Source organism: Falsiroseomonas oleicola, from assembly GCF_019029495.1.
Lineage (GTDB): Bacteria > Pseudomonadota > Alphaproteobacteria > Acetobacterales > Acetobacteraceae > Falsiroseomonas > Falsiroseomonas oleicola.
Window position 1 is genome coordinate 1 of the sequence record NZ_JAERQM010000013.1, and the last position, 17,070, is coordinate 17,070.

Here is a 17,070-nt window from a genome sequence, read left to right on the forward strand (position 1 = left end):
GTCCGGAAACGGCAGGGTTCAGGTGTCGCAGCCGAATCCTATTGCCGTTCAACGGCTTGCACCATGTCCGCCAACCCTGATGAATTTTCCGGGCTAGATCGTCCCATGAGGTCCATGGCCGGGAGGACCACGCCCGTGACCCACTTCTTGAACCGCTTCGCGGCCGGCTTCCGGGAGGTCAGCACGAGGGAATAGAGGCCGGACTCGTTGATGATCGTGAGGGTCTGCACCTGGGCCGCCGCGATACCCTCCGCATTACGGATGGTATCCTTCTCGTCGTCGTCCAGTCGGCTCACGGCCTGGGCCGGATTGACGATCCCCAGGACCCGGCAGACATCGGCCAGGACAAACCAGGGGGCTCCGTCGCGCTGGATCACGCGGACTTCGGTCACATAATCCAGGTCGTCGAAGGTGAAGGTCTTCGGGGTGGGGGGTCGGGGCGCGCTCCGCTGACGACCACCCCAAGCTAGGTCTTCAAGCCGGCCGGCAAGGTCACCTTTGCCAGTTCGACCAGCAACTCGTCAGGTCGGTTGCGCCAGCCCGCGCCATAGCCGGCCCCGGCATTGGTCGGATTGTCGTGCCCAAGGATCGCATCCGCCGCCTCTGTCGGCACCCGGAGAAATCGCAGGGTCTCCGCCATCAGATGCCGCCACGAGTGCGCCGGAGCCTTCTTCGGGTCGGTGATGCCGAGACCCCGCACCCACCTCGATTGTCTCTTGGTGGCGACCTCGCCGCGCCCCCCGTAATGGCCCTGCGGCAGGTCTGGGAACAGCGGCGACCCGGGCTTGAGAGCCTGGACGTGCGACAGGAAGCCTTCCGCGATCAGCGCCGGGTGGAGCGGAATGAGCCTCTGCGCCTGCGCCGTCTTGAGGCTGCGCCCCTCGCGCTCCGGGTTCACGTCCAGCACCCACACGCCCCGGACCTCCCGCACATCTTCCCGGACCGCGCCGCACGCCTCCTCTATCCGGCATCCAGACAACGCGAGGACCCACGGCAGCCACCGGAGGAAACCCTTCGCGCGGCGCGCCGCTGTCAGGATCACGACCGCGTCTTGGTCATCGAACGGCACGCGCGCGGCGGGACCACCCTTCGCCTTCTTCGGGGCCATCCCTGAGAACGGGTTGGCGGAGACCAAGCCATTGTCCACACCCCATGCCCACACAGGGCGAAGCATGGCGATCCCGTCCGCGATGGTCTTGAGCGCCTTCCCCTCCGCCAGCCGCGCCTCTTTCCATGCCCGGACGTCCGCCTTGGTGATCCGCCCCGCGTCGTCATGACCGGCCGCCTTCTCCAGGCCGCGCAAGGCCGCAGCCCGTTTGTCCAGGGTCTTCGGGACCTGCGGGTTCTCGCGCGCGAAGGCCGCCAAGAGGTCCGACGTCTTCACCACCGCCGTGCGCCCTGCCGCAGGGGATGACCTTATCTCTGTCGCGGCGGGGGCCGGGGATGGCAGTTCGGGAAAGCGCGCCGCATCCGGATCGGGCGACCAATCGCCCGCCGCACGGCGGAGCGCGACGTGAACCGCCTGTTGCCGGGATGACCACAGGGCCTCCGCCATTCGTGCGACGCTGTCTTGGTCCGCAGCTATGCCATGCCCCCGGAGGAAGACCCTGGCATCGTCCAGGTCGGCAGGGGCCGGAACGAAGGTCCGGAGGTCCTCTTGGCTGTCGCCATGCGGGCCGGTCAGCCTGTCCAGCAAGCCGTCAAGCTCCGCCTCCCGCGCCTCGCGTGTCCCCGGCCTCGCCTCTGCGTCCTGGACCGCCTCCCGATAGGCCAGCCCGGCCAGCGCCGCGACCTCGCGTGGGGTGACGTGGCGCGCCTTGCCGCCCAACTCGGCGCGGGCCGCCTCCAGGGTCGCCAGGAAGCGCGACAAGACCTCGGGATGGCGCTTGGCGGCTTCGGTCCGATCCTTCGTTCCGAGGCTCTCCACAAGCTCCAGCCTGCCGAGGATCTGGCGGAGGTCCCTCGGAACTCGCACGCGGGTTCGGAAGACACCGGACTTGGGATGGGGTTGGGGACGAGGCATGGCCAGGACCATCGGTGTATCACCCCGGTGTATCACCGAGCAACCGCGAAGTCCTTGACCTGCCTAGTTCCATTGCAAGATCAGCCGCTTACGGGCTGTCTGGCGGAGAGGGTGGGATTCGAACCCACGGTAGACTTGCATCTACTTCGGTTTTCGAGACCGACGCGATCGACCACTCTGCCACCTCTCCGCAGGCGGTGGCGCGCCGTATAGTCACAGGCGGTGCGGCGCGCAACACTCCGATCATGCGGGTCGTAGGTGCATCTGCCAGATTGGCGGCCCCCAGATTGTCGGGCGAGCCCCCCATGGACCTGCCACGGGCCGCAGCTGCCGTTGACTCCCTGGCCGGCACCCCGCTATACGCTGCGCCCTCCGGCCACCCAAGGTGCCAACTGCCTGGGGATGCCGGCGGTCAGTCATGGCCGAACCACCCACATTGTCCGGGCGAACCCGCCCAGCAGCACCGGACCTCCGAAAGCCCGAGCGCGAACATGACCTATGCAGTGATCCGCACCGGCGGCAAGCAGTACCGCGTCACTCCCGACGCCTTGCTGACCGTCGAGAAGCTCGAGGCCGAGCACGGCGCCACCATCACCTTCCATGATGTGCTGGCCGTCGGCACCGAGGCCGGCCTGACCGTGGGTGCCCCCACCGTGCCGGGCGCCACCGTCACCGCGGTGGTCGAGGGCCAGACGCGCGGCGACAAGGTGATCATCTTCAAGAAGCGCCGCCGGAAGAACAGCCGCCGGAAGAACGGCCATCGTCAGATGCAGACCGTGCTCCGCATCTCCGCCATCGCCGCCGCCTGATTCGTAGCGACAGAAAGGAACCCCCACCATGGCACACAAAAAGGCCGGCGGTTCGTCGCGCAACGGGCGCGACTCGGCTGGCAAGCGTCTCGGCGTGAAGCGCTCGGACGGCCAGTTCGTCCAGGCCGGCAACATCATCGTCACCCAGCGTGGCACCAAGATGCGCCCGGGCAACAATGTGCTGGTCGGCCGCACCCACTCCCTGCATGCGACCGTCGATGGCCATGTGAAGTTCGAGCGCAAGGCCGAAGGCCGCGTGCAGATCTCCATCACGCCGATGGCCGTCGCGGCCGAATAAGGACCCGCCACCTGGCAGGGTTCCGGACGGGGGCCGCACGGCCCCCGTTCGCGTTTCCGGGCTGGGATGCAACCCCATGAAATTCCTCGACGAAGCCAAGGTCCATGTGAAGGCCGGCGACGGCGGAGACGGCGTCATCGCCTTCCGGCGTGAGAAGTTCATCGAATATGGCGGCCCCGATGGCGGCAATGGCGGCAAGGGCGGCGATGTCATCATCGAGGCCGTGGACGGCCTGAACACGCTGATCGACTACCGCTACGCCCAGCATTTCAAGTCCCGCAAGGGCGGCAATGGCGCCGGCCAGGACCGCTCCGGCGCGGGCTCCGACGACGTCATCATGAAGGTGCCGGTGGGTACCCAGATCCTCGCCGAGGACAAGGAAACCCTGCTGGCGGACCTGACCGAGGTCGGCCAGCGCATCGTCATCGCCAAGGGCGGCGATGGCGGCTACGGCAATGCCACCTTCAAATCCGCCACCAACCGATCCCCCCGCCGGGCCGATCCCGGCTGGCCGGGTGAGGAGCGCGCGATCTGGCTGCGACTGAAGCTGATCGCCGACAGCGGCCTGCTTGGCCTGCCCAATGCCGGCAAGTCCACCTTCCTCGCCGCCGTCTCCGCGGCGCGGCCGAAGGTGGCCGACTACCCCTTCACCACCCTGCACCCGCAGCTGGGTGTGGTGCGGCTGAATCCGGATGGCACGCCATCCCGCGACGGTTCGCTGGAATTCGTGCTGGCCGACATCCCGGGCCTGATCGAGGGCGCGCATGAAGGCGCGGGCCTCGGCACGCGCTTCCTCGGCCATGTCGAACGCTGCGCGGTGCTGCTGCACCTGGTCGATGGCACCGCCGCCGACCCGGCCGCCGCCTACCGCACCATCCGCGAGGAACTCGCGGGCTATGGCGGCGGGCTCGCCGACAAGCCGGAGGTGGTGGCGCTGAACAAGTCGGATGCGATGACGCCCCAGGCGACCGCATCGCGCCTCAAGGCGTTGTCCAAGGCGGCAGGGCGGCCGGCGCTGCTGGTCTCGGGCGCCACCGGGGCGGGGGTGAAGCAGGTGCTGTATGCGCTGTACCAGCAGATTTTGGCGGATCGCACCACCAGCGCGTAATACCAACGGCCCTTCCGCATCACCGAGAAAGATCGGCTGGGCCTTCGCCTCGCACGCTGATCGCCCCAGGGCGACCCACGATCCACAACGTGGCGAAGTTCAATAGCGCCAGCTCCTGCCTCGGATCAGATCGCGAAGTCCAGCGGCTCGGATGTCGGGCGGCGCAGGCCGGCGGCAGCGGCCTGCCGCAGAAGGTCATGGATCGTCGTCGTCGCCAGACGCTCCCGCAGCCCGGCATCCAGGTCGCGCCAGAGCGGCGCGGTCACAGCGGCGGCCAGGCGTCCCGAGGGTTCTTCCTTCTCCGTCTCGGTCACCGCGCCGACGATCTCGGCCAGGGTGATGGAGCGGGGCGCGCGCGCCAGGCGATAGCCGCCCTTGGGGCCCCGGGTGCTGTCCAGGATGCCGGCGCGGGACAGGCCCTGCAGCACCGGCTCGATCCCGCGCCGCTGGGCCTGGAGGCGGTCGGCGATTTCCGCACCGCCGGTCGCATCCAGACCCCGACCGGCATGGAAGGCAACGTCCAGGACGATGTCGATGGCCAGCAGGGCGCGGTCTCGGCGGAGAATCATCGGGCTGGCCTTCTGTCTGCCAACAGGCTCGGATTTCACCAGGCGGGACGCGTCCATGTCCCGATGGCACCGGATTTCTGGTCGGTTAAGGCCCAGTCAGCAGGGCAATCTACGCCGGGACCGCGTGCATTGCCAGCCTTCCCCCTTACGGCTGGCACGCCTGCCGCGTATCGTCATCCACATGGCCAAACGCATGCAGACCCATCGCCGCCCCGCCCTGGCGCCGGATGCCACGCCCCGCCCATGCACGGCCGCGGAACCCGCAAGTCCCAGGGGCCGGCTCTACGGCAGTGTCCTTGAGACGATCGGCGGCACCCCGCTTGTCCTGCTGCCCAGATTGGGCGCCTCCGCCGGCTTGAAGGCGCGGCTGGCTTTGAAGCTGGAGTATTTCAACCCGCTCGGCTCGGTGAAGGATCGCATCGGCCTCGCCATGGTGGAGGCCGCCGAGCGCGACGGGCTGATCACGCCTGGCCGTTCGGTGCTGGTGGAACCGACCTCCGGCAATACCGGGATCGCGCTGGCCTTCGTCGCCGCCGCGCGGGGCTACCGGCTGATCGTGGTGATGCCGGATGGTGCCAGCATGGAACGCCGCAAGATGATGTGGCTGCTGGGCGCCGAGCTTGTCCTCACGCCGTCCCGGGCCGGCATGGCAGGGGCCATGGCCCGGGCGGAGCAGATCATTTCCGAAACGCCCGAGGCCTGGATGCCAAGGCAGTTCGACAACCCCGCGAACCCCGCGATTCACGCCGCCACGACGGCCGAGGAGATCTGGGCCGATACCGGGGGGGAGGTTGCGGCCATTGTCGCCGGGATCGGCACGGGCGGCACCGCCACCGGAATCGCGCGAATGTTGAAGTCGCGCGCGCCGGGCCTGCGCGTGCTGGGCGTGGAACCGGCGGAGAGCGCGGTGCTGAACGGCGATGAACCAGGACCGCACCGTATACAGGGCATCGGCGCCGGTTTTCGGCCCGCTGTGCTGGAGCTGGACCAGCTCGACGGCGTGCTGCGCGTGACGGAGCGGGAGGCCATTGCCGCCGCGCGGCGCTGTGCGCGCGAGGAAGGCCTGCCGATCGGCATATCCTCCGGCGCCGCGCTGCATGCCGCCATGCAGGTGGCGAGTGACCCCGAACTGTCCGGCAAGCTGGTCGTCGCCATCGCTGCGAGTTTTGCGGAGCGGTATCTCTCGACCGAGCTGTTCGAGGGATTTTGAGGGCTTTCTCCACCTGCCCGCCTCGCAGGTCTGTGCCTCGCGGATGAGATCCGCCATCGCGCCCCGGTGCTTGATGCCAACGGCGACGGGCTGGGGCAAGGACAGGGTGCGCGGCTGCTTCACCGGACTGAAAAAGAAGGGGGTCACAGTCGAGGTGGTCGCGTGAACTCGCCAGGTCGGCCCGAATCGCGTGGGAAGCCGGGGATCCTACACGGTCTACCGTGTCGCCGGTGCTTAAGACCGCACGGGGAACAGCCGGAGCTCCAGCAGCGCTCCACCCTGGCCCGACTTGTTTCGTGCCAGGTCAGCCACCGGCTAACCCTTTGAATAATTGGCGGACCCGAAAGGATTCGAACCTTCGACCTCTGCCTTCGGAGCGTGTTGGGGCGGTCTTCGCCAGTCTTTCTCTCTTTACGCTAGAACCCCCTAAACCACTACGTAGATTGAGATTTTCTGGCACCGCCGACCGCATCGTGTATCCGTCTGCACGTCGAAGTTTCGGCCCGGGTGCTTCCGTGGTGCTTCCGTAAGTGGAGCCACGGGTCCCAACTCGGACCAGGAGCACAGGACGTGGGAAAGCTCAGCAAGCGCACCGTCGACCAGGCAACGCCGCAGGCCGGGGACTACTTCATCTGGGATGACGAACTGCCCGGGTTCGGCATGCGGGTGTTCACCTCGGGCCGGCGCAGTTACCTGGTGCAGTATCGCGCCAAGGGGCGCACCCGCCGCTTCACGATCGGCACTCATGGCGTGTGGACGCCCGAGACGGCGAGGCGGGAAGCTCGCGTGCTCCTGGGCCGGATTGCGCAAGGCGACAATCCGGCGGAGCAGCGCGAGCTCGACCACCGCGCGATCACGGTCAAAGAGCTCTGCGAGCGCTATCTGGCCGATGCCAAGGCCGGCCTGATCCTTGGCAAAAAGCAACGGCCCAAGAAGGCCTCGACGATCTACACGGACGAAGGTCGGATCAAGCGCCATATCGTCCCGCTGCTCGGCACGCGGCGCGTGAAGGACCTCACCAACGCCGACGTGACGCAATTCATGCGCGACATCGCATCTGGAAAGACAAAGGCCGACGTAAAGACGCGGAGGCGCGGGCGCGCCATCGTCCGCGGCGGCATGGGGACGGGCCGCCGCACGGTTGGCTTCCTGGGCGCGCTGCTGACCTATGCGCGGGAGGCCGGCATCATCAGTACCAACCCGGCGCATGGCATTCGTAAAGCCGCCGACCAGAAGAGGACGCGACGTCTCTCGGAGGACGAGTATCGGCTGCTCGGGAGGTTGCTGGCGAAGGCGCACGCTGACGATCAGCTCCGAACCTCGGCCAAGATCACCCGGCTGCTCGCCCTGAGCGGGTGCCGGCGCGGCGAGATCCTGAATCTGACCTGGTCCGAGGTGGACACCGGTAACAGCTGTCTTCGGCTCCACGATACGAAGGAGGGCGCGTCCGTGCGCCCGATCGGACTTCCCGCCGTCGATATGCTGGAGTCGGATAGGCCGCGTGAGCCAGTCGGCCCGGTGTTCCGCGGCTTCCTCGATGGCAAGCCGTTGATCGGCTTCCCGAAGCACTGGGATAGGATGTTCGCGAAGACACCGCTCGCTGACGTCACCCCCCATGTCTTGCGCCACAGCTTCGCCAGCATCGCAAACGATCTCGGCTTCACTGAGTCGACTGTCGCAGCTTTGCTGGGACACGCTCAGGGATCGGTGACCAGCCGGTACATTCACGCGGTCGACACGTCGCTGATCATGGCCGCCGATACGGTCGCCGGATACATCCAGGCGCTGCTGGAGGGTGCGCAGTTCCGGCGTCGGGGCTACGCGCTGGATCGCGCGTCCAGGGAGATGGCGCTCTCACGGCACCTCGGGAACCCTTTGCTGCCGGCCGTGAGCCACCTGGCCGAAGCCAGCGCCGCCGATCAGACCCCGGGGCCTCACGGCCTGAAGCCTTGACGATATAGCCTGGGAGCTATAAATGACTTGGCAGGTCTTATTTGTTGATGAGTTCGATGCGGAGTTCGGAGAGCTACCGGAAGCCGTGCAGGATGAACTGTTGGCTTCCGCCAAGCTCCTCTCCGCGTTCGGTCCGAATTTGAGCCGCCCGCATGCGGATACGCTCAAGGATTCGGCGTTCGCCAACATGAAGGAACTGCGGTTCGAGGCGGAGGGCGGCGTCTGGCGTGTCGCCTTCGCGTTCGATCCCGAGCGCAAGGCCATCCTGCTCGTCGCCGGCGACAAATCGGGTGGCAGTGAGAAGCGCTTCTACAGATCGCTCATCGCGAAAGCCGAAAGGCGCTTCAGGGTGCATCTCGATCGGCTCAAGGCCGCGAAGAAGGGAAAAACGTGATGGGACGAACACTGAATGATGTCGTTGCCGCGCTTCCCGAGGCGCGGCGGGCACGTGTTGAGGCGCGCGCCCAGGAGCTCATTGATGAGGTTGAGAGCCTGAGCGAGCTGCGCCGTATGGCTGGCAAGGCGCAGGTGGAAATCGCATCTGCCTTGCGGGTTAAGCAGCCCTCGATTTCGAAGATCGAGAAGCAGGCGGACATGTATCTCTCGACGCTCCGAAGCTATGTCGAGGCGATCGGCGGAAAGCTGGAGCTCGTCGTCCGCCTGCCTTCACGCGCGCCTGTACGGATCGAGCACTTGGGCGACGTCGCCCCGAGCGTTTCCGCCGGGCCCAGGAAGGTCGCAGTCAAGCGGCAGACCAAGCCGCGTGCGGCCGCCCGCGCCGGGTGATCGGACGATCCGCCGTGAGTAGTACCCAGGATCCGGGTGCCGGGATGGGCGAAATCCGGCGGTAGCGCTTCGAACGCAGAGTGAGAGTTTGGCGGCTGGCGCCGTGACGGGTTTCCGGGCCGAGAGAGAGGCTCGCGGCCGGCCCGTCATGGAGAACCGCCATGACCCGCTCCGCGACGCGGCCGGCCCCGAGCGGCCGAGCCTCGGGTGACCGCGCGAACCTCTACGACGAGATCACCGACAGGATCATCGCTGAACTCGATGCCGGGCGGCTGCCCTGGGTGCAGCCCTGGGGAGCCTCGGGTGTGGCCGCGCCGCTTGCCCTGCCGAAGAACGCCGCGACCAGCCGGCGCTACTCCGGGATCAACGTCCTGATCCTCTGGGGAGCCGTCGTCGAGCGCGGCTACGCCGGCCAGAGCTGGCTCACCTTCCGCCAGGCCCTTGCGCTCGGTGGCAGCGTGCGAAAGGGCGAGCGCGGTACCACCGTCGTCTATGCCGACCGCTTCATTCCCGGCGAGGAACGCCAGCGCGCGCAGGAGACGGGCAAGGACGCCCGCGCGATCCACTTCCTCAAGCGCTTTACCGTATTCAACGTCGAGCAGTGCGACGGACTGCCGCCCGAACTCGCCGCGACGGCGCCGCCCGCGGATACCTCGCTTATCGAGCCGCGCGTCCAGTCGCTGATCGCGACCTCCGGCGCCAACGTCCGCATCGGCGGGGAGCGCGCCTACTACGACGTGCTCGGCGACATCATCCGCGTTCCGCCGCCGCAGGCCTATTTCCAGCCGATCGACTGGCACCGGACTGCACTGCATGAGCTCGGCCATTGGACGGGGCACGCGTCGCGCCTTGGCCGCGAGATCGCCAACAGCTTCGGTTCGAAGAAGTACGCGCAGGAGGAGCTGGTCGCCGAGATGACCGCGGCCTTCACCTGCGCCGACCTGGGCATCGTGCCGACGGTGCGCCACGCCGACTACATCGGCTCCTGGCTGGAGGTGCTGCGCGAGGACAATCGCGCGATCGTTCGGGCGGCGAGCGCAGCGTCAAAGGCGGCCGACTTCCTGCTCGCCTTCGCGCCCTAGACCGACGCGGTCACCGATGAAACACATGTGGCGGAGGCCGTGTCATGACCCAGCAGCACAGCGCCATGGTTCCGCTCATCGCGTCAGAGGCAGAGGAGCGCTATGGCCACTACATCCGCGAAGCTCTGACGACCGAGGGTGGTCACCTCGCCATCGGCCGCGGCGGCTTTACCCTCTACTTCGCCCGCGGTGGATATCTCAGTGGGCACGACTGCGAGACCATCAAGACGGCCTGCATCGCGGCTGGCCTGCCGGTGATCGACAGCTGCGCTCTCCCCTTCGAGGTCGTCTGCGATCTCGCGGTGCGCGGCCCGATGGTCGCGGTCGGCGAGCCCGCCAGTCCGCCGCCCTGGGATGCGTTCTCCTACGCGCCACTCGCGGATGTCGCGGATGCCTATCGTGCGGCCGGCGCGGAGGTGTGGAACCTCGCACCCTGTCCCGCACCAGCGGCGCGAACAGAGTGAGAGGGCCGAGGCGGTCATCGTGACGGGTTCAGGGGTAGGGAGAGAGGCTCCCGGCCGGCCCGTCATGGAGACCCCCCATGTCGAAGTCCGCCCCGAAGGTCGCGCTGTCCGCCTCGCGCGACATCCCCTTCAACCGCCTTGTGCTCAGCCAGGCGAATGTCCGGCGCATCAAGGCCGGCATCGCCGTTGAGGAGTTGGCCGAGGACATCGCCCGGCGCACCCTCCTCCAGAGCCTCACCGTCCGCCCCGTGCTGGACGACGATGGCCGCGAGACCGGCACCTTCGAGGTGCCCTCGGGCGGCCGCCGCTACCGCGCGCTGGAACTGCTGGTGAAGCAGAAGCGCCTCGCCCGCACCGCGCCGATCCCCTGCATCATCCGCACCGAGGGCATCGCTGAGGAGGACAGCCTGGCGGAGAACGTGCAGCGCGCCCCGCTGCACCCGCTCGACCAGTTCCGAGCCTTCCAGGCCCTGCGCGAGCGCGGCCGCTCGGAGGAGGAGATCGCCGCGGCCTTCTTCGTCTCGGTGAGCGTCGTCCGGCAGCGGCTGCGCCTCGCCGCCGTCTCGCCCCGCCTCCTCGACCTCTACGCCGAAGACGGCATGACGCTCGAACAGCTGATGGCCTTCACCGTTAGCCCCGACCATGAGCGCCAGGAGCAGGTCTGGGAGGCGCTGCAGCGCTCCTACACCAAGGAGCCCTACCAGATACGCCGCCTGCTGACCGAGGGTGCCGTCCGCGCCTCCGACAAGCGCGCCCGCTTCGTCGGCGCCGAGGCCTATGAGGCCGCGGGCGGGCTGATCCTGCGCGACCTGTTCCAGCCCGACGACGGCGGCTGGTGGCAGGATGCCGGGCTGCTCGACCGCCTCGCGCGGGAGCGGCTGGAGCGCGAGGCCGAGGCGATCCGCGCCGAGGGCTGGCGATGGGTCGAGGCCGCGCCCGACTTCCCCTACGGCCACAGCTACGGCCTCCGTCGCCTGGCCGGCGAAGCACAGCCGCTGACCGAGGAGGAGACGGCGCGGCGCGAGGCGCTCCAGGCCGAGTTCGACCGGCTGGAGCAGGACTGCGCCGAGGCCGACGAGGTGCCGGAGGAGACCGACCGGCGCCTGGCCGAGATTGAGGAGGCGCTCGCCGCCTTCGAGGATCGGCCCGTCGCCTACGATCCTGAGGAGATGGCGTGCGCCGGCGTCTTCGTCAGCATCGATGGGTCGGGCGCGCTGCGCGTCGAGAGCGGCTACGTCCGGCCGGAGGACGAGCCGCCGGTCGCGGCTGAGCCGGAGCAGGAGCAGGTCGGGACCGACCAGCGATCGGGCGATCCGGAGACGGAGGGCGAGACCACTTCCGAGCCCGACACCGGCACGGCCGCCCCGCCCGTCGAGCCGCCGGAGGAGGAAGAGGGCATCCGCCCGCTGCCCGACCGGCTGCTGACCGAGCTCACCGCGCACCGCACCCTCGCGCTGCGCGACGCGCTAGCCGCCGATCCGCAGACGGCCTTCCTCGCCGCACTGCACGCGCTCTGCCTGCGGCTGTTCTATCGCTACGGCCTCGACTCCTGCCTGGAGATCGAGCCGAAGAGCGCGCTGTTCTCCGCCCAGGCCCCGGGACTCGCCGACACCGCCTCGGCACGCGCCATCGAGGCCCGCCATGCGCGCTGGCAGGCGCAGATGCCGACGGATCCGGGGGAGCTCTGGCGGATCCTCGCCGGCTTCGACGCCGACAGCCGCGAGGCGCTGTTCGCGCACTGCGTCGGGCTGACGGTCAATGCGGTGCACGAGGCCTACAACCGCCGGCCCAAGGCGATCGCGCATGCCGACCGCATCGCCGAAGCGGTCAGCCTCGACATGGCCGCGGTCGGCTGGCGGCCGACGGCGGAGGCCTATCTAGGCCGCGTCACCAAGGGCAGGATCCTCGCCGCCGTACGGGAGGCGCGTGGGGTGCGGGCGGCGGAGCGCATCGCTGGCCTGAAGAAGGCGGAGATGGCGACGGCCGCCGAGGAGCTGCTCGCCGGCACCGACTGGGTGCCCGAGCCGCTGCGGACGCCGGGTCAGGTCTTCGCGGCGGTGGAAGCGGAAACCGAGGCGGCGCCAGAGGGCGAAGCGGAAACGGCGGCGGAGGGCGGCGATACGGCCATCGCCTCGGCGCCGCCGGCTCAAGACACTGAGGCCGCGGCGTTCCCCATCGCCGCCATCGCCGCCGAGTAACCGGCCTCCCTGCACCTCGCGGGCCCGTCGCAAGGCGGGCCCGCATCTTTATGGAGGGACCAATGCGCGAAGATGCCGCCGCGCTCGCACGCCGCCTGGCCCGCAACGCCGAGGCGGTCTGCCGCCACTACCTCTCTAACGGCCGACGCGAGGGGCACTGGTGGACTGCGGGCGATGTCACGAACACGCCGGGGCGCAGCCTGTTCGTGCGGTTGCACGGGCCCGAGGCGGGCAGTGGCGCCGCCGGGAAGTGGACCGACGCCGCGACGGGCGATCATGGCGACCTGCTGGACCTGGTTGCCCGGGCGCGTGGCCTCGACTGCCTGCGCGACGTGCTGGAGGAGGCTCGGCGGTTCCTGAGCCTGCCCGCGCCGCAAAGGCCCGAGCAGCGCGCGCCTGTAGCCGTCGGCTCCCCGGATGCGGCGCGCCGGCTGTTCAACGCCGGGCAGCCGATCAAGGGGACGCTCGCCGAGACCTATCTGCGCGCGCGGGGTGTCACGTACCTGGACGACCTGCCGGCGCTGCGCTTCCACCCGCGCTGCTACTACCGCGCCGACGAGAACGCGCCGGTCGAGACGTGGCCCGCGATGCTCGCCGCGGTGACGGACCTCGGCGGCACGATCACCGGGGTACACCGCACCTGGCTCGCGCGTGACGGCAGCGGCAAGGCGCCGGTCGCGACCCCGCGGCGGGCGATGGGCCGACTGCTTGGGAATGGCGTGCGGTTCGGCGCCGCACAGGAGGTCGTCGCGGTAGGCGAGGGCATCGAGACGATGCTCGCACTGCGCTGTGTTTTGCCCACGCTGCCGATGATCGCGGCGCTATCGGCGAGTCATCTCGTCGCTCTTGTCCTGCCGCCTGGTGTGCGTCGACTCTACGTTGCCCAAGACAGCGACCACGCGGGCAACCGAGCTGCCGCAATGCTAACCGAGTGCGCCGGGCGAGCGGGCATTGAGTCTGTCGCCCTGAGCCCGCGTTCGGAAGACTTCAACGAAGATCTACGCCAGATCGGAGCTGCCGAGCTGGCCGCGTGGGTGCGCGTGCAGATGGCACCTGTGGATGCAGCCCTGCTGCCTACCGGCAATGGCTAACCTTAGCCAAACGGTCATCTCAACGCGGGCATGACCCTCGTCCGCTTCGCGCCCATCGCGGACCTTCAGCTAGACCCTGCCATCGCCAAGAAGCGGACGTTTCGGCTAGTACTTGGCGACCTTGACGGTGTGGCATCACTATTCGGGTTCAGAGCGGCTTCGACAAAATCCACCGCGCGCGATCATTTGGAGGGTCATGAATTGCCCTCCAAGCATGATTCTCAGTGGCAGCGTGGCATTCACGGGTTCTGGCACCTTGGGCGCTGCTGGCGGCGGCTTTATCGCCACCGCGCCACTCACCCCGATCAAACCTCCGACACTTGTGCCCACGAAGTAATCACGTCATAATTGAAATGGGCAAAAATGGGGGGCTGTATATTATGCCTGTACGGGCAGCTGCCTTTGCATTCGACGAGAATGCAAGTCTCGACGACAATCTATCCGCGTTCGGAAACTATATCGACGAGATGGACGCCGCGCTGGGAGCGGAAATGCGAAAGCAATTCACGGCGCTTCTCGAGGGAACGTACAAGGCGGATGAAGTCTGGGATCGGTTGTTCGAGATTTGCGCCGCGCCGCCCACCGAGGACAAAAACACAAGCGAGGTAGAGGTCGCGGCAGCGCCCGCTAACGCGGCTACCGCCCAACCATTGGCCGCGCCCCTGCCGCCAGTGACCGGCTGGTTACTTGAAGGCGTTTCGATCGAAGGCTTCAGAGGCGTGAACAATGAGGGGCACCCCCTCGAGCTCAGGCTGCAGCCCGACAAGGTCAGCAGTATCTCGGCGGTGAACGGCGTCGGCAAGACATCCGTTTACGACGCCGTGCGTTACGCGATCACCGGAAAGCTACCCTGGCTGGATGAACTCCCCGCCGCCGAGCGGGACAAAGACTACTACCAGAATCGATTTCACTCGACCGGTCAGTCCACTATAAAGCTCCGGCTCGTCGCCGAACCCGGCGGGGAAAAATGCGCGATCACCATCGGCCGGAACGCGCTAGGCCATCGCTCGGTCGCAGCCACCGCGCCTTGGGATACCAGCGCGATTCTGACCGCGCTCAATCGCGAGTTCGTATTCCTCGATGGACCGACTTTTCAGAAGTTCATCGCTGCGGGGCCACTCGTTCGCGGACGTACCTTTTCCGGGTTGCTGGGGCTATCGGCATACAGCGATCTTCGCCAAGCTCTCGCGGGTCTGGTGAACACGCGCGCGTTCAACAATCACTTCAGTGTTGCTGCCCATGCGCAAAACAAGACGCGCGAAGAGCGGACCGCCCGTGATCTGGCAGCAGCAATTGCCAACGACTACGAGATTCTAGTTGGCGCGGCCATTGGGGAGTTGAATGCAACGGCGGCGAAAGAGAAGTGCCAGGACGCGCTGGCCCAGATCGCGCCGCTGAAACCTGTCTGTGAAGGAAAGGCGTTCGCAGCCATCGACATCGACGCCTGCATCGAGGCGATCAAGGATGCCGAGGGCGGGCCGAAACGCGAGCGCCTTGGCACCTGCATCCGAGAGCGTAGCGATCTCGCTAAAGTTAATCATGAGGCTCCAACTGCGGAGCGGGCCGCGCAACTCACCGCGCTTGCCGCTGAGCGGGAGGACGCGGTGGCAAGGACCGCCGGCGATCTGATGCTCCAGCTTTATCAGGCAGGCTCGAAGGTCGTGGAAACCGAACAGTGGGAGGATCCGCATCTTTGCCCGCTTTGCGATGGGACGGGAACTCACAGCCTGCGGGACCACATTGCCTCCAAGCTCTCCGAGTTCGAGGCCTTGGATAAGGCGGCTACGGCGCTGGCGACGGAATGGAGTGCGTCCGGGTGGACTGAGCTTCTTCAACTCGAATCCACGATGGAGTCCACCGCCGAAAAACGCCTACTCGCCGCCCGGAATACCCGAGCCGCCGCTGGCTCGATCTCCAAGGCGGAAGCCGAGGCGTTGGTGGAACATCTTGCGGCGCTGCGCACCAGGGCTGGCGAGATCGATGCGCAGTTGGCAGCCGAGCAGGCCCAGCTCGAGAAAGAATTGCCGCCGTCGTCGGTCGAGGTGACCAAGAAAGTGGAGACCGCGCGGCGCTTGCAGGATAGCTGGAATAAGCTCGAGCAATCCCGGAATGCGATTGCGGAAGAAGCGGTAAGAGACGCCTGTGTTGATCGGGTTCGTGACTTTCTCGTTGATGCATCCAAGACCTTCGCGACGGCCGAGGCAGGTATGAGCAAGGCGCGCCTCGCTGCCGTCGAGCCCGTCTTCAAGGAGTATTTCAAGAAGATGTCGTTTCACGGCGTCGAGCCGGCCGTCTCGAAAAAGGCAGATAGCGAAGAACTGCGCATCGGCCTTACCCAATTCTACGGGCTAACGAACGTCTCGCCCCAGGCGCTTCTCTCCGAGAGCTTCCGCAACGCCTTCGCGATCTCGCTCTATCTGGCGGCCGCGTCTCTCTACGGCGGACTGCCGAAATTCGTAGTTCTCGATGATGTGACGTCCAGCTTCGACGCCGGGCACCAGCACTTTCTAGTTGAACTCATCAGAACCACCTTCGCGAGGCCCGGAAACGCGACAGGACCGCAGGTGATCCTGTTGAGCCACGACACGATGCTCGAAAAGCTGTTCAACAAGCACAGCGGTTCGGGAGCGTGGTGGCACCAGCGCCTCGAGGGATCGCCGCAGGTTGCCGTCTTGCCGCAGGCCGGAGCGGTCAACAAGGTGCGCGACCGCACCATTTCGATGCTTCAAGCCGGCCAGGTCGACTCCGCAAAGGAAGGCGTGCGGCAGTATTTGGAATATCGATTAAGCGATCTCATCAGCAAGCTCCGCATCCCGGTGCCGGTGGACATCGCCTTCAACGACGACAAGCAATTGGCGGGCGAATTCCTTAAGGCCATTGAGGCGGCCGTCAAACTGCACAAGGCCGCCAACAGCCTCCAACTCGACGCGGCCCAGCAAGCCGGCCTGAACACCAACATGGTGACGATCGTTGGAAACTTCCTAAGCCATTGGGGCACCGGCCAGGCAGCGGCATTCTCCGGCCCAGCCCTGCTCGGCGTGATGCAGGCGATCGATGACTATTGCGATTGCTTTACCTTCGAGCCCACTCCGGGCGCGGCCAGGATTTACTACAAGTCACTATCGCAACGACAGTAGAGACGCTTCTGCCACCGCCGATCGCCGATGCATATTGCGTCTCTGAGTCCACACAGTGCGGTGTTTCTGCGCACCCGATAAGCTTTGCCGGCTCATACCGATCCGGTCTCATGCGGCCACCGCCTACATGGCAGCTAAAACTTCACAGTGGGCCATCGAACGGCTCGGATGAGGTCGCGAGCTGACGAGGCAAATTTTGCTCGATGATGCGCCGCATGAACGGCCCGCTTACTGGCCACCGCTTTCCAAAAGCAGACCGTGCGGATACGGCCAAAACTTGTCGTTGAGTACCGACATGGGGTGAACGTGGAAGCAGTGGACGTACTGGGCTGGCCAGGTGTC

15 protein-coding genes and 1 tRNA gene are annotated in these 17,070 nt (G+C 67.0%); 12 read left to right on the forward strand and 4 right to left on the reverse strand.

Going from position 1 to position 17,070, the window contains the following annotated elements; translation table 11 throughout:
- Nucleotides 1-38 precede the first annotated feature (38 nt).
- The 3 genes from JJQ90_RS25865 to JJQ90_RS25875 form a co-directional block, all read right to left on the reverse strand.
- Nucleotides 39-392 (reverse strand): BRO-N domain-containing protein, encoded by a 354-nt coding sequence (locus JJQ90_RS25865; protein ID WP_377100213.1) that lies wholly within the window; start codon nt 390-392, stop codon nt 39-41.
- Nucleotides 393-466: 74 nt separating this feature from the next.
- A complete protein-coding gene (locus JJQ90_RS25870) occupies nt 467-2,035 on the reverse strand; it encodes a site-specific integrase (protein WP_216879194.1) in 1,569 nt (522 codons plus the stop codon).
- A gap of 88 nt (nt 2,036-2,123) precedes the next feature.
- Nucleotides 2,124-2,213 (reverse strand) — tRNA-Ser (locus JJQ90_RS25875).
- A gap of 301 nt (nt 2,214-2,514) precedes the next feature.
- Here JJQ90_RS25875 and rplU point away from each other — a divergent pair.
- The 3 genes from rplU (at nt 2,515) to obgE (ending at nt 4,238) form a co-directional block, all read left to right on the forward strand.
- Nucleotides 2,515-2,832, forward strand: coding sequence for a 50S ribosomal protein L21 (rplU, locus tag JJQ90_RS25880; protein ID WP_216879195.1), 318 nt, complete (start codon nt 2,515-2,517; stop codon nt 2,830-2,832).
- Between the two features lie 28 nt (nt 2,833-2,860).
- Nucleotides 2,861-3,130 (forward strand): 50S ribosomal protein L27, encoded by a 270-nt coding sequence (gene rpmA / locus JJQ90_RS25885; RefSeq protein WP_216879196.1) that lies wholly within the window; start codon nt 2,861-2,863, stop codon nt 3,128-3,130.
- 76 nt (nt 3,131-3,206) lie between these two features.
- A complete protein-coding gene (gene obgE, locus JJQ90_RS25890; protein WP_216879197.1) occupies nt 3,207-4,238 on the forward strand; it encodes a GTPase ObgE in 1,032 nt (343 codons plus the stop codon).
- A 125-nt stretch (nt 4,239-4,363) separates the two neighbouring features.
- Here the strand turns inward: obgE and JJQ90_RS25895 are convergent, their stop codons facing one another.
- The gene (locus tag JJQ90_RS25895) at nt 4,364-4,807 is read right to left on the reverse strand and encodes an RrF2 family transcriptional regulator (protein ID WP_216879198.1); all 444 of its coding nucleotides are present in this window, start codon (nt 4,805-4,807) and stop codon (nt 4,364-4,366) included.
- 181 nt (nt 4,808-4,988) lie between these two features.
- Between JJQ90_RS25895 and cysK the strand changes: the two genes are divergently transcribed.
- The 9 genes from cysK (at nt 4,989) to JJQ90_RS25940 (ending at nt 16,728) form a co-directional block, all read left to right on the forward strand.
- Nucleotides 4,989-6,017 (forward strand): cysteine synthase A, encoded by a 1,029-nt coding sequence (gene cysK / locus JJQ90_RS25900; protein WP_230411001.1) that lies wholly within the window; start codon nt 4,989-4,991, stop codon nt 6,015-6,017.
- 570 nt (nt 6,018-6,587) lie between these two features.
- Nucleotides 6,588-7,970 (forward strand): tyrosine-type recombinase/integrase, encoded by a 1,383-nt coding sequence (locus tag JJQ90_RS25905; RefSeq protein WP_168049765.1) that lies wholly within the window; start codon nt 6,588-6,590, stop codon nt 7,968-7,970.
- Nucleotides 7,971-7,992: 22 nt separating this feature from the next.
- Nucleotides 7,993-8,364, forward strand: coding sequence for a type II toxin-antitoxin system RelE/ParE family toxin (locus JJQ90_RS25910; protein ID WP_168049764.1), 372 nt, complete (start codon nt 7,993-7,995; stop codon nt 8,362-8,364).
- A complete protein-coding gene (locus JJQ90_RS25915) occupies nt 8,364-8,756 on the forward strand; it encodes an XRE family transcriptional regulator (protein WP_168049763.1) in 393 nt (130 codons plus the stop codon). The genes JJQ90_RS25910 and JJQ90_RS25915 overlap by 1 nt, the downstream gene beginning before the upstream one ends.
- A 161-nt stretch (nt 8,757-8,917) precedes the next feature.
- Nucleotides 8,918-9,838 carry an ArdC family protein gene (locus JJQ90_RS25920; protein ID WP_216879199.1) on the forward strand — a complete coding sequence of 307 codons (921 nt, stop codon included), beginning with the start codon at nt 8,918-8,920 and terminating at the stop codon, nt 9,836-9,838.
- 44 nt (nt 9,839-9,882) lie between these two features.
- Nucleotides 9,883-10,302: a hypothetical protein gene (locus JJQ90_RS25925; protein ID WP_230411002.1), complete on the forward strand. Its 420-nt coding sequence runs from the start codon at nt 9,883-9,885 to the stop codon at nt 10,300-10,302.
- 77 nt (nt 10,303-10,379) lie between these two features.
- Entirely contained in the window at nt 10,380-12,500 is a 2,121-nt protein-coding gene (locus tag JJQ90_RS25930) for a ParB/RepB/Spo0J family partition protein (protein WP_216879200.1), read from the forward strand.
- A 62-nt stretch (nt 12,501-12,562) separates the two neighbouring features.
- A complete protein-coding gene (locus JJQ90_RS25935) occupies nt 12,563-13,591 on the forward strand; it encodes a DUF7146 domain-containing protein (protein WP_216879201.1) in 1,029 nt (342 codons plus the stop codon).
- Between the two features lie 380 nt (nt 13,592-13,971).
- Nucleotides 13,972-16,728, forward strand: a complete 2,757-nt coding sequence (locus JJQ90_RS25940) for an AAA family ATPase (protein ID WP_168049759.1) — start codon at nt 13,972-13,974, stop codon at nt 16,726-16,728.
- The last annotated feature ends 342 nt before the right edge of the window (nt 16,729-17,070 follow it).